The organism is Parabacteroides chinchillae, assembly GCF_900108035.1.
GTDB lineage: Bacteria > Bacteroidota > Bacteroidia > Bacteroidales > Tannerellaceae > Parabacteroides > Parabacteroides chinchillae.
Genome location: NZ_FNVS01000005.1, coordinates 60,948 through 87,353, shown reverse-complemented (window position 1 = coordinate 87,353; position 26,406 = coordinate 60,948). Strand labels below are relative to the sequence as shown.

At 38.0% G+C, this 26,406-nt stretch carries 22 protein-coding genes; all 22 read left to right on the top strand.

Annotation, left to right across the window (positions count from 1 at the left end; all coding sequences use genetic code 11):
• The first annotated feature begins 34 nt into the window (after positions 1-34).
• The 22 genes from C4S38_RS05255 to C4S38_RS05145 all read left to right on the top strand — a co-directional run bounded on the left by C4S38_RS05255 (position 35) and on the right by C4S38_RS05145 (position 26,367).
• The gene (locus C4S38_RS05255) at positions 35-763 is read left to right on the top strand and encodes a DUF4271 domain-containing protein (RefSeq protein WP_103982840.1); all 729 of its coding nucleotides are present in this window, start codon (positions 35-37) and stop codon (positions 761-763) included.
• The gene (locus tag C4S38_RS05250; protein ID WP_199163421.1) at positions 760-1,518 is read left to right on the top strand and encodes a uroporphyrinogen-III synthase; all 759 of its coding nucleotides are present in this window, start codon (positions 760-762) and stop codon (positions 1,516-1,518) included. The genes C4S38_RS05255 and C4S38_RS05250 overlap by 4 nt, the downstream gene beginning before the upstream one ends.
• Positions 1,518-1,901, top strand: coding sequence for a ribonuclease P protein component (gene rnpA / locus C4S38_RS05245; protein WP_099464891.1), 384 nt, complete (start codon positions 1,518-1,520; stop codon positions 1,899-1,901). Before C4S38_RS05250 ends, rnpA begins: the two co-directional genes overlap by 1 nt.
• Before the next feature lies 1 nt (position 1,902).
• Positions 1,903-2,124: a membrane protein insertion efficiency factor YidD gene (gene yidD, locus C4S38_RS05240; protein WP_103982839.1), complete on the top strand. Its 222-nt coding sequence runs from the start codon at positions 1,903-1,905 to the stop codon at positions 2,122-2,124.
• A gap of 1 nt (position 2,125) precedes the next feature.
• A complete protein-coding gene (locus C4S38_RS05235) occupies positions 2,126-2,788 on the top strand; it encodes a TatD family hydrolase (protein WP_103982838.1) in 663 nt (220 codons plus the stop codon).
• A 100-nt stretch (positions 2,789-2,888) separates the two neighbouring features.
• On the top strand, positions 2,889-4,181 hold the full coding sequence (gene tyrS / locus C4S38_RS05230; protein WP_099464813.1) for a tyrosine--tRNA ligase: 1,293 nt from the start codon (positions 2,889-2,891) through the stop codon (positions 4,179-4,181).
• A gap of 320 nt (positions 4,182-4,501) precedes the next feature.
• Complete coding sequence (locus C4S38_RS05225; protein WP_103982837.1) at positions 4,502-4,714, top strand: hypothetical protein; 213 nt, start codon at positions 4,502-4,504, stop codon at positions 4,712-4,714.
• Between the two features lie 310 nt (positions 4,715-5,024).
• A complete protein-coding gene (locus tag C4S38_RS05215; protein WP_103982836.1) occupies positions 5,025-5,951 on the top strand; it encodes a ligand-binding sensor domain-containing protein in 927 nt (308 codons plus the stop codon).
• Between the two features lie 8 nt (positions 5,952-5,959).
• Complete coding sequence (locus C4S38_RS05210) at positions 5,960-7,012, top strand: DUF4434 domain-containing protein (RefSeq protein ID WP_103982835.1); 1,053 nt, start codon at positions 5,960-5,962, stop codon at positions 7,010-7,012.
• Between the two features lie 24 nt (positions 7,013-7,036).
• Positions 7,037-7,597 carry an RNA polymerase sigma factor gene (locus C4S38_RS05205; protein WP_103982834.1) on the top strand — a complete coding sequence of 187 codons (561 nt, stop codon included), beginning with the start codon at positions 7,037-7,039 and terminating at the stop codon, positions 7,595-7,597.
• 116 nt (positions 7,598-7,713) lie between these two features.
• The gene (locus tag C4S38_RS05200; RefSeq protein WP_103982833.1) at positions 7,714-8,811 is read left to right on the top strand and encodes a FecR family protein; all 1,098 of its coding nucleotides are present in this window, start codon (positions 7,714-7,716) and stop codon (positions 8,809-8,811) included.
• 153 nt (positions 8,812-8,964) lie between these two features.
• On the top strand, positions 8,965-12,387 hold the full coding sequence (locus C4S38_RS05195) for a SusC/RagA family TonB-linked outer membrane protein (RefSeq protein ID WP_103982832.1): 3,423 nt from the start codon (positions 8,965-8,967) through the stop codon (positions 12,385-12,387).
• 30 nt (positions 12,388-12,417) lie between these two features.
• Positions 12,418-14,067 (top strand): SusD/RagB family nutrient-binding outer membrane lipoprotein, encoded by a 1,650-nt coding sequence (locus C4S38_RS05190; RefSeq protein WP_103982831.1) that lies wholly within the window; start codon positions 12,418-12,420, stop codon positions 14,065-14,067.
• A 279-nt stretch (positions 14,068-14,346) separates the two neighbouring features.
• A complete protein-coding gene (locus C4S38_RS05185; RefSeq protein ID WP_103982830.1) occupies positions 14,347-15,633 on the top strand; it encodes a 3-keto-disaccharide hydrolase in 1,287 nt (428 codons plus the stop codon).
• 30 nt (positions 15,634-15,663) lie between these two features.
• The gene (locus tag C4S38_RS05180) at positions 15,664-17,178 is read left to right on the top strand and encodes a Gfo/Idh/MocA family oxidoreductase (protein ID WP_103982829.1); all 1,515 of its coding nucleotides are present in this window, start codon (positions 15,664-15,666) and stop codon (positions 17,176-17,178) included.
• Positions 17,179-17,199: 21 nt separating this feature from the next.
• Positions 17,200-18,054 (top strand): sugar phosphate isomerase/epimerase family protein, encoded by an 855-nt coding sequence (locus C4S38_RS05175; RefSeq protein WP_103982828.1) that lies wholly within the window; start codon positions 17,200-17,202, stop codon positions 18,052-18,054.
• A gap of 109 nt (positions 18,055-18,163) precedes the next feature.
• Positions 18,164-18,619, top strand: a complete 456-nt coding sequence (locus C4S38_RS05170) for a hypothetical protein (RefSeq protein ID WP_103982827.1) — start codon at positions 18,164-18,166, stop codon at positions 18,617-18,619.
• A gap of 44 nt (positions 18,620-18,663) precedes the next feature.
• Positions 18,664-19,221 (top strand): RNA polymerase sigma-70 factor, encoded by a 558-nt coding sequence (locus tag C4S38_RS05165; RefSeq protein ID WP_103982826.1) that lies wholly within the window; start codon positions 18,664-18,666, stop codon positions 19,219-19,221.
• 90 nt (positions 19,222-19,311) lie between these two features.
• Positions 19,312-20,178 (top strand): FecR family protein, encoded by an 867-nt coding sequence (locus C4S38_RS05160; RefSeq protein WP_103982825.1) that lies wholly within the window; start codon positions 19,312-19,314, stop codon positions 20,176-20,178.
• Between the two features lie 117 nt (positions 20,179-20,295).
• Positions 20,296-23,769, top strand: coding sequence for a TonB-dependent receptor (locus C4S38_RS05155; protein ID WP_234999292.1), 3,474 nt, complete (start codon positions 20,296-20,298; stop codon positions 23,767-23,769).
• A 13-nt stretch (positions 23,770-23,782) separates the two neighbouring features.
• Positions 23,783-25,435, top strand: coding sequence for a RagB/SusD family nutrient uptake outer membrane protein (locus tag C4S38_RS05150; protein ID WP_103982824.1), 1,653 nt, complete (start codon positions 23,783-23,785; stop codon positions 25,433-25,435).
• A 146-nt stretch (positions 25,436-25,581) separates the two neighbouring features.
• Entirely contained in the window at positions 25,582-26,367 is a 786-nt protein-coding gene (locus C4S38_RS05145) for a carboxylesterase family protein (RefSeq protein WP_099465866.1), read from the top strand.
• Positions 26,368-26,406 lie beyond the last annotated feature (39 nt).

Genomic DNA, 26,406 nt, shown 5'->3' with positions numbered 1-26,406 from the left:
TTTTATGTAAGTTTGCACCGTAATTTTGAAATAGATGGGAGTATTCGAAGGATATGTTGGTATACGTTTATGGGACGGACAGTTGGTGGATGATGTGATATTTTCCATGCTTCTTCTGCTATTCATAGCGTTTTCCATCGTTTTCCATTCCAATTTCCGTCTATTTATAAAAATGCTGAAAGATATTGTTTTTTTGAAAGAACGACAAAGCCTTTTTGAAAAACCGGTAGGTAGCGAATGGTTTTTTCGTAATTTTATATTGTTTCAGACCTTATTTCTTACCAGCGTTTCACTTTTTGCTATAGCAAGAGTTTATGGGTATATTAACCATTTGAAAGAAAGTACGGTATTGCTTTCTATCGGTGTTATTTTTATAATTCTTTTTTTGTTTTACCAGTTTAAGCAATTTCTTTATTTTTTGTTTGGCAGCGTGTTTGCCGATCCGGTACGTTATAAGCTGTGGAAGACAAATTACAATGCTGTTATGGGAGCATGGGGAGTTTTGCTGTATATTCCGGTTTTGTGGTTGGTCTTTGTGGGAACCCATATTTTTGTTCCTGTAATCTTGTTTGCAATTTTCTATATATTATGTCGTTTTGTAATAATTTATAAGACAATACGGATATTTCACAAGAAAAATTCTGGTTTATTGTATATAAGTTTGTACCTTTGTGGCCAAGAAATTTTACCTTTAATATTCTTGTACAAAGGTATATTTTATTTGTATAATTTTATCGAGACGAGTACTCTATTATGGCATTGAATATTAAAAAAGTGCTGGTGTCACAACCGAAGCCTGCATCAGAGAAATCACCGTATTTCGATATTGCAGAGAAGTATGGTGTGGAAATAGATTTCCGCCCTTTTATCAAGGTTGAACCTTTAAGTTCGAAAGAATTCAGACAGCAAAGAATTTCAATTTTAGATTACAGTGCTGTTATTTTTACAGCCCGTACGGCAATAGATCATTTTTTTCACTTGTGTGAAGAACTGAGAGTTACTATTCCGGAAACGATGAAATATTTTTGTATGACTGAAGCAATTGCAGTTTATCTTCAAAAATATATTGTTTATAGAAAGCGTAAAATATTTTATGGACAAGGCAAGCCGGAAGATTTGGTTACTGTTATTGCTAAACATGCAAAGGAAAAATATCTGATTCCCGTATCAGATGTCCATAAGGAAGATTTATTTTCTATGCTGGAAGTTAAGAAGATTAACTATACAAAGGCAATCATGTATCGTACGGTAAGTAATGATTTTTCAAAAGATGAAAAATTCGATTACGATATGCTGGTGTTTTTCAGCCCTTCCGGAATCTCTTCTTTATTGAAGAATTTTCCGAATTTCAAGCAAGATGATATCAGGATTGGTTGCTTTGGCCCTACAACAGCAAAGGCTGTAAAAGAAGCCGGACTTCGTCTGGATGTGGAAGCGCCTACTCCAGAAGCCCCTTCTATGACAGCAGCATTGGAATTATTCCTGAAAAAAGAGCTAGGTGATAAAAAGAAAGGATGATTACTAACAAAAAGAATACCCTTTCAAAAGAAGAACGCTTGTCATGGAAACGCTACATTGATTTATTATTTGCCCAAGGGCAGTCGTTTGTAGCGTTTCCATTGCGAGTTGTCTATTTGCCCACAGAAGAGGAAATGCCTGTTCCTGTTTCAATAATGGTGAGTGTCCCCAAAAAAAGATTCAAACGTGCTGTAAAACGTAATTTAATAAAACGTCAGGTACGGGAAGCTTATAGAGTTCGCAAATATGATTTGATAGAACCACTTTCCGAAAAAAATAAAAATATGTTGATTGCCTTTCTTTATTTAGATAAAGAAATCCGCCCGTTTACCGATATGGAAAAGGCAATGAATAAAGCATTGGCTATCCTTCGGGATAAATAAAATGAAACGCTTCTTTACAGTCCTTCTTTTGTTGCCGGTTTATTTTTATAAATATTGTATCTCCCCGATGACACCGGCTTCGTGCAGGTTTACTCCTACTTGTTCGGAATATGCTGTACAGGCACTGAAGAAGCACGGACCGGTAAAAGGTTTATATTTGGCGATTAAACGAATACTCCGTTGCCATCCGTGGGGAGGAAGCGGATACGATCCTGTTCCGTAAAATGCAATACTTCGATATACATACACATCAGCCATCTGTCCGTCCGAACGACATTGCAATAGTCAATATCGATTCCTTTCGGAATAAATTTGAGTTTCTTCCGAAAGAAACCGGGATTCCTTCCGAAAGGAACTATTTTTCGTGTGGAATCCATCCCCGGTATATTGATGATGTGGAAAGGCAATTGGATGAGTTGCAGAAATATCTTTCCTTACCGGAGGTTGTGTTGTTGGGAGAGGCTGGCTTTGATAAACTGGCACAAGCATCAGTTTTTTTACAACAGGATGTTTTTCTTGCCCAAGCCGATTTGGCTGAAGAATATTGTAAACCGATGATTATCCATTGTGTGAAAGCATGGCAGGAAATAGAGGCGGCAAAAAACAAAATAAAACCTCGGGTGCCGTGGATCATTCATGGATTCCGGGGGAATGATATTTTAGCCACTCAATTGATTCGTCAGGGCTTTTATCTTTCGTTTGGTGAATATTTTAATCTGCAAGCTGTGCGAATGGCCTGGCCTGGACGTCTGTTTGTAGAGACGGACGATAAGCCAGTGGATGTACGTATTGTCTATAAGAAAATTGCGGAAGCCTTATTTATTGAAGAGTCCCGACTTGTTGAGCAGGTGGCGGAAAACGTTGCCCGTTTAGGCTTAATCAAATAATTATCAATAGTCAGTTGCCTATTCTCAATTAAAAAATCTTACCTTTGCCCTCATTCAAATATAAAACAGTATAATAATTAATACGATATAATTTAATACGATGAATTTTGTAGAAGAATTAAAATGGAGGGGCATGATTCATGATATGATGCCCGGAACAGAAGAGCAATTACAAAAAGAGATGACTTCCGCTTATGTTGGTATCGACCCGACTGCAGATTCATTACATATTGGCCACCTTGTAAGTGTGATGATGCTGAAGCATTTTCAACGTGCTGGGCATCGTCCTATCGCTTTGGTCGGAGGTGCGACAGGTATGATTGGCGACCCTTCTATGAAGTCGGCCGAGCGCAATTTGCTGGATGAAGCAACGCTTCGCCATAACCAGAATGCAATCAAAGCGCAGTTGGCTAAATTTCTTGATTTCGATTCTGATGCTCCCAACGCGGCCAAGTTGGTAAATAATTACGACTGGATGAAGGATTATTCTTTCCTTAATTTTATTCGCGATATCGGTAAGCATCTTACTGTTAATTATATGATGGCAAAAGATTCTGTAAAGAAACGTTTGAGTTCGGATTCGAATGTCGGTATGTCGTTTACGGAATTTTCTTACCAGTTGTTGCAAGGATACGACTATCTGTTTTTATATGAACATGAAGGTTGCCGTTTGCAGATGGGAGGCTCTGACCAGTGGGGGAATATCACAACAGGAACGGAATTGATCCGTCGTAAATTGGGCGGTGAGGCTTTTGCCTTAACATGTCCGCTTATTACGAAAGCCGACGGAGGCAAGTTTGGTAAAACTGAATCCGGAAATGTTTGGCTGGACCGTCGTTATACCTCTCCTTACAAATTTTATCAGTTCTGGCTGAATGTAAGTGATGACGATGCCGCAAAATATATCAAGATATTTACGGCTCTGGATAAAGAAGAGATTTCATCTTTAGAAGCAGAGCAGGCAGCAGCTCCTCATTTACGTCCGTTACAAAAACGTCTGGCAAAAGAGGTGACTGTTATGGTTCACTCTTTAGAAGATTATGAAGCGGCTGTAGAGGCTTCTAATATTTTGTTCGGAAACTCCACATCTGAGACTTTAAAGAAACTGGATGAAGATACGTTGTTGGATGTATTCAATGGCGTTCCTCAATTTGAAATATCCCGTGTTGAACTTTCTGCCGGAATCAAGGCTGCGGACTTGTTTACCGAAAAAGCTTCTGTTTTTCCGTCAAAAGGAGAAATGCGTAAATTGGTTCAAAGTGGAGGAGTGAGTTTGAATAAAGAAAAACTTACTGAAGCAGATACTGTAATAGATTGCGGATCATTGCTTGATGATAAGTATCTGCTGGTACAAAGAGGTAAGAAGAATTATTATTTACTCATTGCGAAGTAAATATTATTTAAATATATGATGAAACGTGGTGAAGAAATTTATTCGCCACGTTTTTTATTTCTGTAGAATTACGAACCATTTGTTTTCAACTATTATATAATATAACGGTTCCGTATCTCTGTGTGGAATATTAATGTTCCTCTTTTCTTTGTACGTAGAAGCTATCTGAATAATAATAGTATATTTGTAGTATTAAATAGGTTTGACGAGGCAGTGGCCCCAATCCTGTTTGGTTGTAGGATTTTTTCGTCTATAGCTTTACAGATGGCGGTTCCGTACTTCCGTGAGAGAAATATATCCCGATTTTGTACGGTGGTTTTATGCAATATCTGCAACATGTTAACGAATCTACCCGCCGTACCAGAGTAATAAATCTTACTACGGAACTGATGGACTTTGTTGCTTTTATGTCGCAAAGTAAAAATCAAATTCACAATATAACAGTGTATCTCAACCAGCAAGTTGTGGACCTGGATAAGCTGATAAAGGACTTAGAGGAAGAAAGAAATCTGTTGGTTACGGAAAATGATTGATATGAAATCCAGTCAGAAACGTACTATATGAATAAAGTTCTATAGTAAGAAATTTATTAAAAGACTTGCAGAATAAAATTTTATTGTTACCTTTGCATCGCTTTAGATAAAGCGCCGGATTGTCTCATGGTGTAATGGTAGCACTACAGTTTTTGGTTCTGTCTGTCGAGGTTCGAATCCTCGTGAGACAACAGAAGTAATTTAAAAAGCTCCCCGATAATGAATGTTGTCGGGGAGCTTTTTTATTTTGTCGATTGGAATTATTCTGTATATTTGCAGAATACAGAATTTATTTAGAGAGTAATTATCCATGAAAAAGCTATTCGTAATCCTTTCTTTTTGTCTGTTTGTGTGTCATTTACAAGCTCAATTCACCTCTTTGCAAGTTGTTGAATACAATTCGCCTAAAAATGATGTCCGTTCCATATCTTTTGATAAGGCAGGCAATATGTTTGTGGCAACTTATGCCGGAATTTATAAACAAGTGCCGGAAGGATGGAAACTTCTTTCGGATGAAGATACTTATCTGGAATCGTTTATCGTAGACAAAACAGATAATCTATGGATGTCAGGTTGGGGAAAAGGAGTATATCGCGCTGATAAAGAAACGCAGGTTTTTGAGAAGGTGAAAGGAATACCGACATCGGCTAATGTTTTGTTTGAAGATGCCAAAGGGCGCATCTGGGCAGGAATGTGGCGAGATGGATTAATGATGGGGGATCAGGATAACTGGACAAACTTTACAACGAAGAATTGTAATTTGGCGGATAATTCGATTTTATCCGTTGCATGTGATTCTAATAATAAAATATGGATTGGCACTTATCAGGGATTATCTTCTTATGATGGCAGTCAGTGGTCTTGTTATACTGTAAACAATAGCCGGTTGCCTGATTATATTGTATACGCCCTAGCTACCGGCAAGAATGATCGTGTTTGGGCTGGTACATGCAAAGGCGTTGCTTTATTCAATAAGAAAGGTGTTGTGGAAAAAGTATATGATACATCTAATTCTCCGCTGTCGGATAATGTTGTGATTTCACTTCTTGAGGATAGCAAAGGGCGGCTTTGGGTTGGAACCTGGAGAGGGCTGGATATGTTTGACGGTACACAATGGAAAAGATATACGGTTGAAAATAGTAATCTGCCGGATAATAAAATTCAGGTATTGCAACAACATGGCAATAAATTGTATGTGGGAACAAGTTTGGGTATTTCGGTAATGGATATAAAATAAGAATCAAGATGGATAGACGAAAATTTATATATACAAGCGGACTGGCTCTTGCTTCTGCGTGCATGGCTGGTAAATTACAGGCTTTTGAGTACAAACGCAATTTGGATATAAAGCCTATTATGGGATCCTGGTTCGAGTTTAAGCATCATTCCGAAATAGAAGGGACTTATTGGAATCCGCAGTTTGCTTCTTTTACAGCAGACCAGTGGAAGACTTTGATAAAAGATATCAGTGGGTTGGGAATGGAATACCTGGTGCTGCTTTCGGTAGCAGATAACGGGAAGACCTTATATCCTTCCAAATTACAACCAATGTATGATCTGGCTTGTCCGGACCCGCTGGAAGCCGTATTGAGTGCGGCTGACGAATGTAATGTTAAATTTTTTATAAGTAATGATTTTTGGGCGGATTACCGGGATGTAAATAAAATGATGACCAATAAGGAAGTTGCAATTCTTCGTGCCAAAGGAATGGAAGAAGTTGCAGAAAAATATGGACATCATAAGAGTTTTTACGGTTGGTATTTCCCGAATGAATCGGGGTTATTCCGTACCATTGACGAAACGACGATTACCTATGTAAATGATTGTTCGCGTATGGCCCATGATTTGCTTCCTCATACGACAACGCTTATTGCCCCTTATGGAACTAAATCTATTCGATTAGATGATCAATACGTACGGCAGTTGGAACGGCTGGATGTTGACATTGTGGCTTATCAGGATGAGGTTGGAGTGCGGAAAGCAAAGGCCGGAACGGCTGGTAAGTATTATGAAGCCCTTTATCATGCACACGCCAAAGCTGGTCGGGCACGTTTGTGGGCAGACCTTGAAGTATTCGATTTTGAGGGAGATGTTTATAATAGTCCGCTTATTCCATCTTCTTTTGAAAGGATTCATGCCCAGTTGGCGGATATTTCTCCATTTGTGGAGAATGTTTTAATTTATCAATATTGCGGCTTAATGAGTAAGCCGGGTTCTATTGCTTCGATCGGTCAACCACGTGCTGAAAAGTTATATACTGATTATTCTAATTGGCTTGCCATACAAAAACGGCCTTAAAAGAGAAGATAGAGACAGGGAGAGATGACGCTTTATTCTGATTTAGCGGATATAGAGCTATGGAATTGCTTTTTATCGGGAGATAAGAAGGCTATGGAATATATCTATAGCTTGTATTATAAACCCTTGCTGGCTTATGGCATGAAATTATTGCCTGATTATGAACTGGTAAGGGATTGTGTGCAAGATATGTTTGTCAAGCTGTATATAACTCGTAAAAATCTTTCTTCAACACCACACATAAACTCTTACCTTATCCGTGCATTGCGCAACCGTTTGTATGATGAAATGTCTGTTCATGTGGATAAAATGACGATTGATGATTTGCCCTTCGACTTTGCCGTTGAAGATTTTTTTTTAACTCATTTCCAGGAAAGTGATGATGATTTACTCCAAAGAAAAAAATTACAAATAGCAATAGAAAAATTATCTGCCCGGCAGCGGGAGATTGTTTATTTACGTTTTATCCGTGAACTGGATTATAATGAAATAGGTGATTTTCTGGGAATTAATTATCAGTCGGCAAAAAATCTTATATCACGTACTTTAGTAAAGTTGCGACAATATTATATGGAGGGGAATTGAACGAAATTGACGGTCTGATAAATACTTCTCGTGATTTTTTATAAAACTTTTCTTGTGAATTGAGTACTGATTTGTTAAAATCCCGTTTTCCTTATATAAGAAAAGATAATAGAAGTATGCCTAAAGGTAGACAAAATAAAAAACAACAATTCAGAAACCTTGTTAACCGGATTGTTCCCTTATTTAAACGCTATGAAACAAAAGCGTTTGACAAAAACGAGATTGAGTCGTGGAACGCGATAAGCCAGCGTATAAACGTTTATGAGCGCCGTAATCTGCAAAGACGTATATTGTATTTTACTTCGGCTGCCGCTTGTGTTTTGCTTGTTATTGGGGGAATGTTTTCTAGATTTTCTTCTGAAAAACCTCAAAGTCCAACTTTGGCACAGGTCGTGACAAAGTTGCCAGTTCTTGAAAATTCTTCACTGGAAATTATGTTGGTTACAGCAAATGATCAAAAGTTGAATGTAGAAGATAATACAAATGTAAAATACAATCCGGATGGTAGTATTGTCGTAAATTCGGAAAAGATCGATCAAACGATTGCGAAGAAAAAAGAAAAAACAGTAGTCCCCGTATATAACCAGATTATTGTCCCTAAAGGGAGGAGAACGAATGTAACATTTGCTGATGGTACGCGTATTTATGTTAACTCCGGAACACGTGTTGTTTATCCGGCTGTTTTTGCTAAAGATAAACGTGAAATATATGTGGACGGCGAAATATATCTGGAAGTAAAACATGATGAATCGCGTCCTTTTTATGTAAAAACAGATAATATGGATGTTCGTGTCTTGGGTACTACATTCAATGTATGTGCTTATAATGAAGATATGGAATCTTCCGTTGTTCTGGTTAATGGAAAGGTAGAAGTTGAGACAAAAAAGAATGAAAAAGTAACATTGTCTCCGGATGAATTGTTCAGTATGCAGCCAACGGGAGTCAGCACCCGTAAAGTTGATGCATCCGAATATATTTGTTGGACACAAAATATGATGATATTCAAACACGAACCACTAAGTAAAGTGCTAACCAGGTTATCTCGCTATTATGGCAAAGAGATAGCCTGGGATGCCGATTTGGGTAAAATGACAATCAGTGGAAAACTAGACTTGCGTGATAATGTAGAAGATGTAATGAGTATTGTTACTACGGCTGCCCCACTGACTTTCGCTAATACGGATAATGCCATAACGGTAAAATTGAGGAAATAAATCAAAAGGAAAAATATATGAACTTATAAAAAACAGGATGCTTATGGTGTAGAGTAAAATCGTTAAACCGGATATTTTAGTGTTTGAGTATTATCCGGTCGCATTTGGGTTAACTTTTTGCTAATTATTGTTTAAAGAAATCAACACAAACGTATGAAAAATCATTTTTTATTTAGAGGAAGACTTCCTAAGATTCCCAAATCGGTATGTATGCTTTGCTTGATAGCTAGTTTGGGTACGACTGACGTATTCGCAGCGAATACGTATGCACAGTCAACAACGTTGACTGTACAACTGAATAACAAAACTATTAAAGATGTATTCAGTTATATTGAAAAAAATAGTGAGTTTATTTTTGTTTATCTTGATAATACATTCGATTCCCGCAAATTAGTGAATGTAAATATGCAGGAACAACCGGTAACTGCAATTCTTGATAATCTTTTCAAAGGAACAGATGTCACTTATAAAATTGACAATCGCCAGGTCATAATTTCCCGGAAGGAAGCTTCCGCTGTAACCTCTTCAACCCAGCAGGCAAAAGAAGTATCGGGCGTTATAAAAGATAATACCGGCGAACCTATTATTGGTGCTAATGTCGTTGTAAAAGGAACCACAACAGGTATGATTACTGATTTGGACGGACATTTTGCTATGAAAGTTCCTTCTCAGAATGCTACGTTGGTAATTTCTTATATTGGTTACAAGACACAGGAAATAGCATTAAACGGTCGTAATGTTATTAATATAACAATGGAACCGGAAACAGAGAATCTGGATGAAGTGGTTGTTACTGCTTTAGGTTTGAAGCGTGCTACAAAAGCATTAGGTTATTCAGTTCAGGAACTGAAAGGCGAATCATTGACAGAAGCTCGTGAAAGCAACGTAATGAATAGCTTGAGTGGTAAAATTGCCGGTGTACAGGTTAGCCAGAGTGGTAATGGCGGTATGGGATCCAGCCGTATTGTTATTCGTGGTAATAACTCTTTGGGCGGAAATAACGAACCGTTGGTTGTAGTAGATGGTGTGCCTATTAATAACTTTAACGGAGGTGTAACAACCGGCGGTGAGTGGGGTGTTTCAGATTCAGGAAACGGTTTGTCGGATATAAATCCTGACGATATTGAATCAATTTCCGTGTTGAAAGGTGCTGCCGCTGCTGCACTTTATGGTACACGTGCTGGTAATGGTGTATTGATGATTACAACGAAAAAGGGTGGTACTCAACCGAAAGGTTTAGGTATTACATTAAATTCGAATGTAATGATGGAGCGTCCATTGGTAAAGCCAAAGATGCAGAATGTGTACGGACAAGGTACAAACAATGTATATGATCCGGATGGCAATTATAGCTGGGGACCGAAAATGGATGGCAGCAGTGTAACAGACTGGACTGGCCAGTCTCGTCCATATTCTCCATATGATAATGATATTATGGACTATCTGGGAACAGGGGTTACCACTACTAATACTTTAGAAGCATCTGCAGCTACAGAAAAGGCTACTTTTTTAGGAACAGTATCATATCAACGTATGGATGGTGCTGTGCCAAGTAACTATCAGGATAAATATATTATTAATTTCCGTAATACATTAAACTTGAGTAAAAAACTATCGTTGGATACAAAAGTAAATTATGTAAAGCAGAAAATGTGGAATACTCCTGCTGTTGCTGGTGATCCTACCTCTGTGATGAATAACTATCTGATGATGCCGAGAAGTGTGCATTATTCGGATATGCAGGATCCGTTTAATCCGGATGGCTCTGTTAAGCAGTGGACTTCAAAGGAAATCAATTACGTATTAAATCCGTATTTTACTCCGAACAACGAAAATAATAATCATCGTGACCGTTTTATCGGCTTTATTGCTTTGCAGTATCAGCCAACCGATTGGTTAACTATCAAGTTGCGTCATGGTGAAGATATGTATTGGTCTGGAAGTGAAAGTAAAACGGTTGCTGCTACTCCTTATTCAAAAGATTATAAAGGCCATGGTAATTATAATATAGGTACTTCAAATTTCCGCGAACGTAATACGGATGCTTTGATTACAGCAACACAAGATAACTGGTGGGGATCTAAGTTCTCTGGTAGTGTAAGTGTGGGAGGAAATATGATGTTTACCCAAAACGAGTCATTCAGTGAAAATTCCGGCCGTTTGGCTATTCCGGATTTCTTTGCTATTAGTAACGGAGAGTTGCAGACGGCAACCCATTGGTTAAGCAAGAAAGCTGTGAACTCTATTTATGGATTTGTTCAGTTAAGCTATGGCAATTGGGTGTTCTTGGATGTAACAGGCCGTAATGACTGGTCTTCAACACTACCTCGTGCAAATCGTTCTTTCTTCTACCCGTCAGTTGGTTTAGGCTGGGTTGTTTCTGATATGTTACGTTCTTATGATGTAAATGTTCCGGAATGGCTGTCGTTTGCAAAACTGAGAGGTTCGTATGCGGAAGTAGGTAATGATACAGATCCGTATCGCCTGGCTGCGACTTATGGTATTTTTGATGTTGCGGATGGCATTAAAGGCTCAGAAGTAAACGGAACTATTCCATTGTCTACATTGAAACCGGAAACGATTAAATCTACAGAAGCAGGTTTCGATATTCGGTTCCTGAACAATCGTGTTGGATTAGACTTTACCTGGTATAAGAAAGATGCAACCAATCAAATTTTGACATTACCTATTTCTTCTACAACTGGTAAGACGTCTCGTTTGATCAATGCCGGTAATATTCAGAACAAGGGTATTGAGTTTGTTTTGACAGGAACTCCTGTAAGAACCAAAGATTTTGAATGGAACGTAATAGTTAACTATTCAAAGAATAAAAATAAAATTAAGGAATTACATCCTGAATTGTCTGTTTATGAATTAGGTTCAACAAGCTTTGTGAAGGTTGTTGCTCGCGAAGGAGGTAGCTATGGTGATATTATTGGTTATCGTTACAAACGTGACGATCAGGGACGTAAAATTGTAGATAGTGAAGGACTTCCTGTACTGGAAGCCAATATGGACACTGAAAATCCGGTTGGTAACTATTTACCGAAGTGGACAGGAAGTATGAATAATACATTTACTTACAAAAATATTACATTCAGCTTTATGCTTGATTTACGTGTAGGTGGTGATATCTATATGAATTCGTTATCTCGTGGTGCTGTGTATGGTACAACAGAAATGTCATTGGCCGGACGTGACGAATGGTATGCCGGAACAGGCGGTATTGTTGTGGATGGCGTTACTGAAGACGGACAGGTAAATACGAAAGCTGTAAATCCGCAGGAATATTGGTCACGCGTATCACGCTCAGGAGAAGAGTTCCTTTATGACGGAACTAACTTGCGTTTACGTGAATTGACTTTGGGATATGTTTTTCCAAAACGTATGTTGGCGAAGACTCCGTTTACAAATCTGAAAATAAGTTTTGTAGGACGTAACTTATGGTTGATTAAAAATAATGTTCCGGGATATGATCCTGAATCTTCCTATAGTACCGGTAATGCAAGTGGTATAGAATATGCTTCATTCCCTTCTATGCGTAGTTTCGGTTTTAATCTGAACGTATCTTTCTAATGATGTCAGACTTTATTAAGAATTATCAATATGAAGACTAAAATAAAATCTTATTTACTGATGCTTGTAATGGCAGGAACTTCTGCTTTGACTTCTTGTGAAGGTTTCGACAGCATCAATGAAAATCCAAATGCTCCGACCCCGGAAAAGATTGATCCGGTTTATCTGCTTTCTCCAGTGTTTATCAGGAGCGTTTATAATGTAGACTTATACCAGCGTATTCACAATCTATATGTAGATACTTATGCCCAATATTTCTCTAATGATAAATATTCATCCAACGTATGTGTTCCTAATAATGACTGGACACAGCAGTATTGGGATGCTCATTGGGGATGGATTGCCAACATGAATGAAGTGATTCGTATCTGTAAAGATAATCCGGCACATAATAATCTGGTGCAGGTTGCTCGTATCTGGAAAGTCTGGACATTTGCTCGTGCTACGGATCTGTTCGGTGATATCCCGTATTCAAAGGCTTGTGATGATTCAGGCGAAGCAGCCCCGTATGATACACAAAAAGATATCTATTATGATATGGTGAAAGAACTGGCTGAAGCTTCGGCTGCTCTTAATCCGGACGGCGATAATCTTGGCTCGGGTGATTTGATATTCCAGGGTAATGTAGCCCGTTGGAAATCATTTGCAAACAGCATGCGCCTTCGTTTGGCTATGCGTATGACTGAGGTAGATGCTGCCAAAGCAAAGCAGGAAGCTGAAGCTGCTGTAAAAGCTGATGGCGGCCTGTTATCAGGTATCAATGAGGATGTGAAGATTGTCCGTAAGAATTCTTATTACAAATTCGATTACGGTTATTATAATGCCGTGTCCCATTTGTTTAATGGCGGACGTATGACCATGAGTTATTCTATGCAGAAACTTCTTACAAACTTAGGGGGTATTCCTTTCCCGAAGAAAGATACCTATAAAGAAGTACCTGAATATTGCGATCCGCGCGGCCCTATTTATTTTAACGTAACCAACCAGTATAACGGAGCGGGCGAAGAGTATCGCGGACGTTGGAGAGGTGTTCCTGCCGGTTATACACAGGCTGTCAGTTTGGAACCAAACAATGTAAATAAGAATAATTCCCGCGTGGGTGTTTATTTCGTGGGTAGTACCAAAGAAACGGATGTACCGTTTACTGTAAATATGGACCGCGACCAAACACTGATGTATTATTCTGAAGTATGCTTCCTGCGTGCCGAAGGTGCCGTTCGTGGCTGGGACATGGGTGGTTCTGCTCAGAGCTTTTATGAGGAAGGAATCAAAGCTTCTATGAAAGAAGTGGAGATTGCGGATGATGTAATTGCTAATTATATGCAGTCTACCATGCCTAATTTATATGGAACGACTGTCCCCTTTAATGATACTAAGGGAGAAAATAATACCCAATTGGCAAAAATTATTACGCAGAAATATTTATCAGGTTTCCCGGATAATGGTTGGGAAGCATGGAATGATTATCGTCGTTTAAGTTTGCCTACATTGGATCCGTTTGCTATGCCCGAAGCCGGTTATGTTATTGAGAAAGGCGCAATGGGTTGGAGAGGTTCTTTACGCCGTATTATTTATCCGGCAAGAGAACAGATAGTAAACGAAGCAAATTACAATGAAGCTGTTGCCCGTATAGGTGGTGATAAAACTACAACCCGTATATGGTGGGATGCTCAAAAATAAAAAGTAGTTTGGGTTAATTATAATGGCAGGCCCGGAAGGAAGACAGTACGTCGACCTTCCGGGCTTTTTATAGCTGAGGGTAATAATTAGGCTTATTTGATTTTTCTGTTAAAAATGATTCTAATATTTAATTATTTAATATCTTTGTTGCAACCGCTGTGTCTGGTTAAAATAATTAAAAAACAAAATAGGCCGTACGTAATATTTTTAATAAGCGTGTCTATCTTAATAGAATGATGAAGTTAGTACCTAAATCGTGAACAATTTAAAAAGACTCAGATGGAAATTGACAGAACACGCACAAATGGATTTTTACTTGTATGTACAATAGCTTTAGGCTTTTTGCTACCATCATGTATGGATGCTGGGCAAAATATATTGACAGAACAGGAAAAAGCGGACGGATGGGAACTCCTTTTCGATGGAAAGACGCTGGACGGATGGAGAGATTATAATGGTACTGCACTTACCGGTCCATGGGAAGTTGTAGATGGAGCTATACGAGCCGATGGCAGAGGAAGTGATGCCAGCGGATATATTGTTACCGATAAACAATATGAAAATTTTGAACTTTCTTGGGACTGGAAAATTTCGAAGGGAGGAAATAGCGGAATGTTGTACCATGTAGTTGAACGTCCTCAGTTTGCCGTACCGTATGTAACCGGACCTGAATATCAATTATTAGATGATGCGAATATTACAGAGCCTTTGGAAGAATGGCAACGTTGTGGCGTTGATTATGCAATGTACCTTCCTGATTTCTCTAAAATAAAGGTAAAGCCTGCCGGAGAATGGAATACTTCAAAAATCGTATTTGATAATGGGCATGTAACTTATTTCATGAATGGTGAAAAAACGATTGAGTTTGACGCCTGGACAGATGACTGGTTCTCCCGTAAAAATAGTGGGAAGTGGGCAAATGCTCCGGAATATGGTTTAGCCCGCAAAGGAGTATTTTGTTTGCAAGATCATGGATATCCGGCATGGTTCCGTAATATTAAGGTTAAAGAACTTCCCCGGAAGTCGAAAGAAGTAGACCTTTTTAACGGAGTGGATCTGGCAGGTTGGGATAAGTATGGAACGGAATTATGGTATGTAAAAGATGGATTGCTTATTTGTGCGAGTGGTCCTGATAAGCAATATGGCTATTTGGCAACACGCGAATATTATGATGATTTTGATTTGACTGTCGAATTCAAACAAGAAGCAGATGGTAACTCAGGTATCTTTATCCGTTCTTTTGTAGAACCTGATGTAAAGGTTAATGGATGGCAGGTCGAGGTTGCTCCGAAAGGGCAAGATACAGGAGGCATTTATGAGTCGTATGGTCGTGGTTGGTTGATTCAGATTCCTGATGAGAAAGAAGATATTTTAAAATGTGGCGATTGGAATACAATGCGCATTAAAGTGCAAGGTGATAATGTTCAAACTTGGTTGAATGGTGAAGAAATGGTTAATATCCGCGATGAAAAAATTGGTGCAGGGCAAGGACGTATAGCCTTACAAATTCATGATGGAGGTGGTATAAAAGTACTTTGGCGTAATCTGCATTTAAAAACTTTATAATATAAAATATTACTTTATAATTTAATAGTTATGAAAAACATATCCAGAAGAAATTTCCTCAAGTCGGGTGTTATGGCTGCTGCCGGCCTGACTATTGTACCGGGTTCGGTACTTGGCAAGTCGTTTGGTTATACGGCTCCTAGTGATAAATTGAATATTGCCGGAATAGGTGTAGGTGGTATGGGGCGCCGCAACCTGGCAAATATGAGTACAGAAAACATTGTTGCTCTTTGTGACGTAGATTGGAAGTATGCAGATAAGACTTTCAAAGATTATCCAAATGCAAAACGTTTCAAAGATTGGCGTGTGATGTTTGACGAAATTGGTAATTCTATTGACGCTATTATGGTAGCTACCCCAGACCATACACATGCTGGCGTTACTGCACATGCTATTACTTTAGGAAAACATTGTTATACACAGAAACCTCTTACTCATTCTGTTTACGAGTCACGTTTGCTGACTAAATTGGCAAAGAAATATAAGGTCGCTACTCAGATGGGTAATCAAGGTAACTCATTTGACTGGTGCCGTCAGATTGCAGAGTGGATTCAGTCTGGTGTAATAGGCGAGGTTACAGAAGTACATTGCTGGACTGACCGTCCTATCTGGCCACAGGGGTTAATGAAACCGAGTGAAATTGTAAAGACTCCTAAGACATTGGATTGGGATTTATTTATCGGTCCGGCTCAAAAACGTCCGTATAATCCGGTTTATACACCGTGGAACTGGCGCGGATGGTGGGATTTTGGTACGGGAGCTTTGGGTGATATGGCTTGCCATATTATGGACCCGTTATACTGGGCTTTGGATTTGAAATATCCGACAAGTGTTATCGGTAGTTCTACGCTGAGCAACCTTTATTCGCCTCCTCATGCACAGATTGTAACTTATACATTCCCGGCTCGTGCTCCGAAGGGAAATGTTAAAATGCCGGAAGTGAAGGTTTATTGGTATGATGGCGGTTTGATGCCTCCTCGGCCGGAAGAACTGAAAGACGGACAAATGATGGGTGATGAAAATGGTGGTATAATTTTTATTGGAACAAAAGGTAAGATTATGACTGGTTGTTACGGTATGAATCCTACATTGTTACCAGTATCTGATATGGATCATTTCAATCAACCTAAGCCGACCATTGCACGTGTAAAAGGTGGTAATGGTAATATCTGGTCAACTAATGCCCATGAACAAGATTGGATTCGTGCTTGTAAAGAATCTCCGGAAAACAGAACAGAAGCGTCTTCAAATTTCCAGTTCTCCGGTCCGTTTAATGAAATGGTGGTTATGGGTGTTTTGGCTGTTCGCTTATCAGGTCTGCAAGGTTTGCACCGCGAATTGCAGTGGGATGGTGAAAATATGAAATTTACAAATATCTCTCCGACTGACAAGATAAAAATAGTAACGGTAGATGATTTCAAGGTTATTGATGGTGATCCGCGTTTTGATCGTCGTTTTGCTGAATTCAGTGCACAAGATATGGCAAACGAATGGATAAAACATACGTATAATAATGGCTTCTCTTTGCCTGATATGCCGAAGTAAAACTTTTAATAATAAATAATTATGATTGGACGAATTTCTAAGATAATAATTGCCGCTGTTTGTTGTTTGTTGGCATTGCCTTCATTGGCACAAACAAAGGCTGAAAAACAAGGTTGGCGCTTAGGTATACAATCTTATTCATTTCACAAATTCACATTGGTGGAAGCTTTGGATAAGACTCATGAACTAGGTATAAAATGTATTGAGGTGTTTCCCGGACATAAATTAGGAGGTAAATGGGGAGATAAAGTTTTTGATTTTAATCTGGATACTCAGACTCAGAAAGAAATAAAAGAACTGGCAGCCTCTAAGGGAATTAAGATTGTTGGTACAGGAGTTTATATAGCTGATAAACCATCTGATTGGGAAAAGATGTTCAAGTTTGCAAAAGCGATGAATATGGAATTTATCACTTGCGAACCGGCTCTTAAGGATTGGGATTTAGTAGAAAAACTGGCAAAACAGTATAATATTAAAGTTTCAGTCCATAATCACCCGCAACCTTCTGATTATTGGAAGCCAGAGAACTTGTTGAATGCAATTTCAAATCGTAGTAAGTTGTTGGGATCATGTTCTGATGTTGGACACTGGCGTAGAGAAGGTTTGAATCAGATTGATTGCTTGAAACAATTGAAGGGTCGTATAGTCTCATTACATTTTAAGGATATAGCTCCGAAAGTTGAAGGTGAAAAAGAACAGCATGATGTGATTTGGGGAACAGGAATTCTGGATGTAAAGGGAATGCTGAAAGAGTTGAAAAAGCAGAATTTTAAAGGGGTATTCTCTATTGAATATGAATACAACTGGGATAATTCGGTTCCTGATATTAAAGAATGTATCAAGTATTTCAACAAAACTGCCGATGAGATCTTATAAGTGGATAGGCATAGGTTAATAGGTAGTTATGCGTACAGGTAAGGAATGATTTCTGAACCTGTACGCTTTGCCTCGTAATAGAGAATGTGTATTAGATCTAATATGAAAAATGAGAATAAAGGTTGACCTTATTTTTTTGTTGAGTATTTTTATCATGGGATTTTCTTGTATTTCGCAACAAGATGACCCTTTGAAAAGAGCATTGTCTATTGCAGGAGATAATCGTGCGAAACTTGAGAAAGTTTTGGAACATTACAAACAAGATACTTTGAAATTAAAAGCGGCTTGCTTTTTAATACAAAATATGCCTTTTCATTTTTCTGCTAAGCAGGAAATGGATAGCTCCTTATGGAAAGTGTATGACAAACACGTAAAGATTTCAGAAAAGTATAGTTGGGAAATGTCTTTGAAATGGAGACGCGAGATAGATGATTTGAAAGATATATATGGATTTTTATATTCGTCAGCCAATAGTTTTAACACAAAACAGGATATTAAATCAATTTATATAGAGCCAGATGTCAGGATTGTGAAGTATAATCTTCACGATTATTTGAAAAACTGAAAGATTGATTTTTAGTTGCTTAATTGTTTAAAATCAAATAGTTTATGGTCTCTGATGAAGAAATGATCATACAGATTAAGAATGGTAATATGACTGCATTCAAATCTTTGTTTGATTCGGTTTATTTCCAGCTGTATTTTCATTGTCGGAAATTTGTGCCCGACTCTGAGGATGCCAAAGACTTATTACAGAATGTATTCCTCCGTTTTTGGGAAAAAAGGAGCGAGATAGACATTCATACTTCGTTGAATGCCTATCTGTTTCGTTCTGTACAGAACGAATGTTTGAACTATATCCGTTCGAATAGAATTACAACTACTTTAGAAGAAGGTCTGCCGGATAATATAAGAAATGATTTTAATAATAATGAGCCTTCTCCTTTCTCTGATTTAGCTGCACTTGAAATCGAAAAAATAGTAGAAAATACAATAGATAAACTGCCGGACCAATGTAAGTCTATTTTTAAATTAAGCCGGATAAATGGATTAAAGAATCAAGAGATAGCTGATAAATTGACTATCTCTGTCAGAACTGTAGATACGCAGATATATAGAGCACTTAAAATTTTAAAAGGTAAATTGAAGGATTATATGTCTTCCTAAGAAAAAATTAGATAAAATAATATTTATGCTTGTAAGTAATCTTTTGTTTAGATGTGTCATATTAAAAAGTGAGGAAAGAACAGTTGATAGATGAAGGGATATATTAAAAATATGATTGGAGAAAGCCTAAAAGAAGAGGTAGATATTAATAATGAGTGGAGCCGTTTGGCTTCTTCTATAAATAGACTGTCAGGTGGCTCAAAAAAAAAGGTGTTTCTTCGATTGGTGAGTTATGCGGCAGCAATGTTTATAGGAGTTGTCCTTTCGATTTCTGCTTTCTATTTTGTGGAAAAAAAGCCATTGGCTATGGTTGGCACTTATAAGTTGGTAACAGATAAAGGTGAGAAAAGTTATTTGCAATTGCCAGATGGAACAAATGTATGGCTTAATTCATGTACTACAATAGAATATGCTCCTGATTACGGAAAAAGTAATCGGGATATTCATTTGGATGGAGAGGCTTATTTTGAAGTTGCAAAAAATAAAGAACTTCCGTTTATTGTAAAAACTAGTGGAGGTATTGACGTAAAAGCTGTTGGTACGGCATTTAATGTTCTGGCATATAGTGATGATGCAAAATTAATAACAACATTGTTTAGCGGAAAAGTGGTAGTTCAGCCGACATTAACGAAGCAACAAATACTGTTGGAGCCAAATCAAGTGGCAGTTTATTATAAAGGTAGAAATAAAATAGAAATTGTACCATATGATAAAAAAATGTTTGCTCAATGGAGAGGAGGAGCATTATCATTTGAAATGATGTATTTGGAAGACATAACAAAATTATTGGAGCGGAATTATAATGTAGTATTCCGTTATCAGAATCAAAAGATAAAAAAACTGAAGTTTAGTGGAAGTTTTCGGAATAGTGAAGATTTATCAGAGATTTTGAGAGTGATAAAAACTAATACATCAATAACTTATCAAGTTGTAAAAGATACTATAATAATTAAATAACAGGAATATTAATCTTTAAATCTAACAGCCTATGAGATAGAATTGAAAAAATCATTTTTATTACACAGTTAACCTATTTTTTTTAGATTTTATTGTATAATCTTAATTTCATTAATTATGGCAAATCATACAGGGAGTTCTGGAAGAACTAATTTTAGTACCCTGAGAAAACTTACTCTTCTTGGTTTGTGTGCAGCCGCTTTCCAGTTTCAGGTGATAGCAGCTTCATCACAAATGATTACCTTGAGTATCACACGGGGAACCATTTCTGACGTTTTTAAAGCAATAGAAAGTCAAAGCGATTATAAATTTTTTTATAACAACAGCCAGGTCGATTTGAGCGACCAGGTAAATGTAAATGTTTCAGGAGGCTCGATAGAAAGCGTTCTTGATAATGTTTTTGCAGGTACCAATATTACCTATAAGATTGTAAACAACCACGTAGTCCTTACAAATAAGACTTCGAAAGAAGCAAAAGTTTCAATTGTCAACCAAAAAGGAAAAACTGTAACAGGTAAGGTTGTGGATCCGAATGGAGAGCCACTGATCGGCGTAAATGTACTTGTAAAAGGTACAACAATCGGTGCTACCACTGATATAGACGGAAATTATTCATTGAACGGTGTTCCAGCCAATGCCGTTTTGGAATTTTCATATATCGGTTACAACTCACAAAATATTAACATAGGAAATAAAAACAGTGTAAACATTACATTGTCAGAAGACACCCAGAAACTGGATGAAGTCGTAGTAGTAGGTTACGGTTCATTCAAGAAAAGTGATTTAACGGGTGCTATTTCCCAGATTAAAGGGGATGAGATCGCAGCGTTACCTCTTCGAAGTGCTTCCGATGCATTACAAGGTAAGGTAGCCGGTGTATCTATTACTGCAAACTCAGGAAGTCCGGGTTCATTAGGAGACGTTCGTGTTCGTGGTATCGGTACATTAAATGGTAATGATCCGCTATATGTAGTGGACGGTATGCCTCAAGATGCTATCGGCTGGTTGAACCCACGCGATATTGAAAACATTGAAGTATTGAAGGATGCATCAGCCCAGGCAATTTATGGTTCGCGTGCTGCAAATGGTGTGATTTTGGTTACTACCAAACGTGGTGCAAGTGGTGACTCTTATCGCAGTAATATCGAATTCGATATGAGTGTAGGATTCCAAGCTGCTTCTAAAACGTATGATATGTTGGATGCCGAAGGTTTCATGGAATATAAAAACCGTGCCTATGCTGCTGCAGGAAAAGATTTAACAGAAGACTTTGCCACACCGGAAAAGCGTGAAGCTATTTTATCTTTCCTGGAAAAGAATGGAGGACGTCAAGGTACCAACTGGTGGGATGCTATCACAAATAAACCGAAAGATGCTATGAATCAAACTTATAATTTAGCATTATCGGGTGGAACAAATAAACTGAGATACCGTGCCAGCTTTGGATATATGAATCATAAAGGTCTTGTAAAAAGTTCGGAATATGAACGTTTGAATGGCCGTTTGAATGTAGATTCAGAAGTAACAAAATGGTTTAACTTATCTGCTAATGTGAACGTGGCTTATGAAGCCAGAAGAAATATTACAGAAAATGATTCATATACGGCAACCGTATTTTCTACAGCTGCTGCAGACCCTATTACTCCTGTTTATAGAGATAATCTGGTAGATGTTCCTGACTTTTTGAAAGATCGTATTTATAATGGCTATGAACCGGCTAATCCATGGTCACGTTACACAGGTGTTCTCTATTCAAACAAGCCAAACACAGTAGCTCAGGTTGATCGTCATGCTTTAAATGTTTGGCATGAAGTATCAACAAAGAGTAATATCGCAGGAGAGTTCAAGCTATTTCCATTTTTGACATTCAAATCAAGTATTGCTCTTGACTTGATTCGTGCACAATCTGATGGTTTTAATCCTAAATATTATCTGGATGGCGATGAATACAATTCTTTTGCAACTGCAAGCCGGAATGTCTATAACACAGATTACTGGGTATTTGACAACTATTTAACTTATAATCAAAAGTTTGACAAACATAATGTGTCTGTAATGGCTGGTACTTCTGCAGAAAAGAAAAAATATGAAGTAATCAGCGCCTCTAAGCAAGGAATGATTAACAATGAGCCTAACCAACAGATTATAAATGCAGGTACAATGAATCCGGGAGCTGGAGGATACCATGTAATCAACACTCTGAACTCATACTTCGGCCGTGCTTTCTATTCTTTTGATAACCGCTATATGGTTACAGCCAATATCCGTTGGGATGGTTCTTCCCGATTTGCAGATGGCAACCGTTGGGGTGTATTCCCATCCGTATCCGGAGGTTGGAATTTCTCAGAAGAAAGTTTCGTGAAGAGTTTTGCTGAAAAGTGGCTGTCTCAAGGTAAATTAAGAGTCGGTTGGGGGGAAATTGGTAACCAGACCATTGGTGATGGTGCCTATCTGAATACATTTGCAAATGGTGGTTATTATCTGTTTGGAAGTGGTAATACTATCTTGAGTGGTGCACGAAATCAAGTAGGAAACCCAGACTTGAAGTGGGAAACAACCCGTCAGCTTGACCTTGGTTTGGATTTAGCATTTCTTCAAGGTTCGTTGAGATTAACTTTAGATTATTATAATCGTGAAACGAAGGACATGTTGGTACAAGTTCCTAACCCTGCCAGTTTAGGTTTCCCAAATACTCCATGGGTAAATGCGGGTAGTATCAGTAATAAAGGTTTTGAAGTTTCTATCGGTTATGATGGAAAAGCAGGGAAAGACTTTACTTACCATGTAAACGCTAATGTTTCTACTTACAAGAATAAAGTAAAAAGTCTTGGTAGTGATGCCAATATTCCGGGTAAAGGAGTTCACTTAGGATACTACACATATACTATGACCGAAGTGGGAAAACCTATAGGTTATTATTATGGTTACAAAACTGATGGAGTATTCCAAACTCAGGAAGAAATTGACAACTATAAAAATGATGGAAAAATGGTTATGCCGGATGCAAAACCGGGTGACTTAAAATTCCAGGATTTGAATAAAGACGGACAGTTGGATGACAAAGACCGGACAATGATAGGTAACCCGCATCCCGACTTTACATTTGGTATCACATTAGGTGCCGAATATAAAGGCTTCGACTTCTCTGCATTCTTCCAGGGATCAGTAGGAAATGACCTGTTGAATATTTTGAAATATGACATCTATGGAGGTGTTGGTTGGTATAATGCTCCTAAAGACATTCTAACAACATTCTGGAATGGTCCGGGTAGCACAAATGAGAACTTTGCAATCGATGCTGACAGCCGTTTGAATCGTGAAATGTCTGAATGGTTTATTGAAGACGGTTCTTATATTCGTCTGAAAAACCTGCAGATTGGTTATACGATTCCGTCTTCTATCACAAAGAAGATCACATTGAATAACCTTCGTGTATTCGTTGCTGCACAGAATTTATTTACTATCACAGGTTATTCCGGTCTGGACCCTGAAATTGGTGAGTTTAATAAAAATCCTATCTATAGAGGAGTTGATATGGGATATTATCCGCAGGCAAGAACCTTTATGTTTGGTATCAGTATGAAACTTTAAAAACGGATGTATTATGAAATCAATAATAAATTTAGGAAAAGTATGTGCGGTAGCTTTATTCGCAGGTACTTTGATGACAAGCTGTAATGCAGATTTTCTGGATCGTCCTACTGTAGGTTCGGTAGATGAGACAACTTATCTGAATTCTGAAAATGGAGGCTTTAAGCTATTAATAAATTGTTATCAGCCAATCGTTAATCATTGGGACTATCAGCAAATGAAATTCGACATGGGCGACCAGTTAACAGATGACTGTACCAAGGGAGGATCTGATGCTGCAGACCGTGTTGTTATTACCGAAGTAACGCGAGGCAATCCGACCGCATCCAGCAGTATGTTGCTAAGCTTATGGAATCATCGTTATCAATCAGCCATTTCTGCATGTAACGTATTCTTATCATTGGTTACTCCTGAAACGCAATTGATAAAAGATGGAGGTGCATTAGTTACGACTGCTGAAAAGCAACGTTGGATAGCAGAAGCTAAGTTTTTACGCGCATTTTATTACTTTGACTTGGCTATGATGTTTGCTAATGTTCCTATTATAGACAAACCTTTGAATGCAGTAGACAAAAATACGATTACAAAGTCTGATAAAGAAGAGGTTAGAAAATTTATTCTTTCGGATTTAGATGCAGCTATTGCTGAGGCAAACTTGCCAAGTGCAAATGCTATTCCAGCTTCTGATATAGGTCGTGTATCCAAAGAGGCTGCTTTGTCTTTCCGCGCTCGCGTAAAAATGTTTTTTGGTGATTATGAAGGAGCAAAAGCAGACTTAAAACTTGTTGTTGACGGAGGTCAGTTTGATTTGATTAATGACTACCAGACTTTGTTTAACAGTGCGGCAGAAGGCTATATGTCTAAAGAAGCTGTATTTATCACTACCCGTGCTTATATTCCTAATTATACAGGAGGTAGCGTTGTTCCTCAGATGTGTATCGGTCGTAACACAACCGGTGGTTGGGGTGGAGAATGTCCTACAACGAATTTGGTAAATGAATATGAAGTAGGTGACCCTCGTTTGACACATACAGTTATGTCATCCGGTGATATTTTCTATAAAGGAGATGGCGTAACAACAGAAACTCACGATTATTCAGGTTATGATAACCTTCCACAACAACATAATCGTAAGTTCTGGGTTGATTATTCAAGGAGACCTACAGGTAGTTTAATGGACACAGACTGGTCGTTCTATCATATCCGCTATGCTGATGTATTGTTAATGTACGCAGAATGTTTGATTGAGACAGGCGGTGATAAACAATTAGCTGTCGATTTAATTAATAAGGTTCGTTATCGTGCATTTGTAACCACTTCTCCTAAAGATAAGTTTGCTCAGTTCCGTAAGTTTAATGTACCGGATGATAAAAAGGTAACGGAAGAAGTGTTTAATGCAAAATACAAAGTGAAAGTATCAGACGATTTACGAAAAGCTGTCCGTCACGAACGTCGTGTTGAATTAGCAGGAGAAGGTCTTCGTCTTTACGACTTGCTTCGTTGGGGAACTTTTGTTTCAACTATGCAGGCATTCAGCAAAACAAAAGAAGGAATATATTCTGGAGTAGGCTCAAATGTTACAGATAAAACATGGCCATATCCTATTCCTCAAGCTGAAATTGATTATGTAGGCGGTTCTTTAACGCAAAATGATAATTACAATTAAATAATAAGTTGTTGATCTTAAAGCCATGCTCAAAAAGAGCATGGCTTTTTGTTTTAAAACAAAAATTATTAAGATACAAACCACCAACTAAGAGATAATCAATTACATTTGTTTTCTGGTTCTATCATTAATCTAAAATAAGTATTATGAAAACATTGAATTCATTTTTTTTCGTGGCACTATGCCTGTTATTTTCTATCACTTCGTATGCCGGAGATAAAGCCAGTTTTCTTAAAAAACAGTTTACTGCTGCAAATGGTTATAAATTGAATTATCGGGTATTGTATCCTGAAAATTATTGTCCGGATCAGCAATATCCTGTCATCCTATTTTTGCACGGTGCAGGGGAAAGAGGAGATGATAATGAGGCGCAATTGTTTCATGGAGGTGATATGTTTGCTTCATATACTAACCAGTCCAAATATCCGGCAATTGTTATTGCTCCGCAGTGTCCGAAAGATCTATGGTGGTCATCTTATCAACGACCTGAAAAAGAAGGCGAAAAACGTTATTATCCTACGGTAGCTCCGATTACAAAAACAATGGCTGCCGTTAAAGAACTTTTAGACAGTTATATAGCTAAAGGAATTGTAGATACAAAACGTATTTATATTACCGGTCTTTCTATGGGTGGAATGGGAACATTTGATTTGGTTTGCCGTTACCCTAATCTTTTTGCGGCTGCAACTCCTATATGTGGCGGGGCAAACTTGCAACGTTTAACAAATTTCAAAGGTAAAACAGCTTTTAGTATCTACCATGGGGCAGATGATAGTGTGGTAGATGTACAATTTTCGCGTGATGCTTATGAAACATTGAAAAAGGCAGGTGTAGATGTTCGTTATAAAGAATATCCGGGTGTCGATCATAATAGTTGGGATAATGCATTTGCGGAACCTGATTATCTGGACTGGATGTTCCGGCATAAATAATCTTTCACTACTTTTGCAGCCGCATAAATTCAAAAATAA

Coding starts and splice junctions, on each gene's coding strand:
- C4S38_RS05255 (WP_103982840.1), top strand. CDS start 35: ATGGGAGTATTCGAAGGATATGTTGGTATACGTTTATGGGACGGACAG.
- C4S38_RS05180 (WP_103982829.1), top strand. CDS start 15,664: ATGAAAAACATATCCAGAAGAAATTTCCTCAAGTCGGGTGTTATGGCT.
- C4S38_RS05155 (WP_234999292.1), top strand. CDS start 20,296: ATGGCAAATCATACAGGGAGTTCTGGAAGAACTAATTTTAGTACCCTG.
- C4S38_RS05205 (WP_103982834.1), top strand. CDS start 7,037: ATGACGCTTTATTCTGATTTAGCGGATATAGAGCTATGGAATTGCTTT.
- C4S38_RS05235 (WP_103982838.1), top strand. CDS start 2,126: ATGCAATACTTCGATATACATACACATCAGCCATCTGTCCGTCCGAAC.
- C4S38_RS05170 (WP_103982827.1), top strand. CDS start 18,164: ATGAGAATAAAGGTTGACCTTATTTTTTTGTTGAGTATTTTTATCATG.
- C4S38_RS05210 (WP_103982835.1), top strand. CDS start 5,960: ATGGATAGACGAAAATTTATATATACAAGCGGACTGGCTCTTGCTTCT.
- C4S38_RS05165 (WP_103982826.1), top strand. CDS start 18,664: ATGGTCTCTGATGAAGAAATGATCATACAGATTAAGAATGGTAATATG.
- C4S38_RS05190 (WP_103982831.1), top strand. CDS start 12,418: ATGAAGACTAAAATAAAATCTTATTTACTGATGCTTGTAATGGCAGGA.
- tyrS (WP_099464813.1), top strand. CDS start 2,889: ATGAATTTTGTAGAAGAATTAAAATGGAGGGGCATGATTCATGATATG.
- C4S38_RS05215 (WP_103982836.1), top strand. CDS start 5,025: ATGAAAAAGCTATTCGTAATCCTTTCTTTTTGTCTGTTTGTGTGTCAT.
- C4S38_RS05160 (WP_103982825.1), top strand. CDS start 19,312: ATGAAGGGATATATTAAAAATATGATTGGAGAAAGCCTAAAAGAAGAG.
- yidD (WP_103982839.1), top strand. CDS start 1,903: ATGAAACGCTTCTTTACAGTCCTTCTTTTGTTGCCGGTTTATTTTTAT.
- C4S38_RS05195 (WP_103982832.1), top strand. CDS start 8,965: ATGAAAAATCATTTTTTATTTAGAGGAAGACTTCCTAAGATTCCCAAA.
- C4S38_RS05175 (WP_103982828.1), top strand. CDS start 17,200: ATGATTGGACGAATTTCTAAGATAATAATTGCCGCTGTTTGTTGTTTG.
- C4S38_RS05225 (WP_103982837.1), top strand. CDS start 4,502: ATGCAATATCTGCAACATGTTAACGAATCTACCCGCCGTACCAGAGTA.
- C4S38_RS05200 (WP_103982833.1), top strand. CDS start 7,714: ATGCCTAAAGGTAGACAAAATAAAAAACAACAATTCAGAAACCTTGTT.
- C4S38_RS05145 (WP_099465866.1), top strand. CDS start 25,582: ATGAAAACATTGAATTCATTTTTTTTCGTGGCACTATGCCTGTTATTT.
- C4S38_RS05185 (WP_103982830.1), top strand. CDS start 14,347: ATGGAAATTGACAGAACACGCACAAATGGATTTTTACTTGTATGTACA.
- C4S38_RS05150 (WP_103982824.1), top strand. CDS start 23,783: ATGAAATCAATAATAAATTTAGGAAAAGTATGTGCGGTAGCTTTATTC.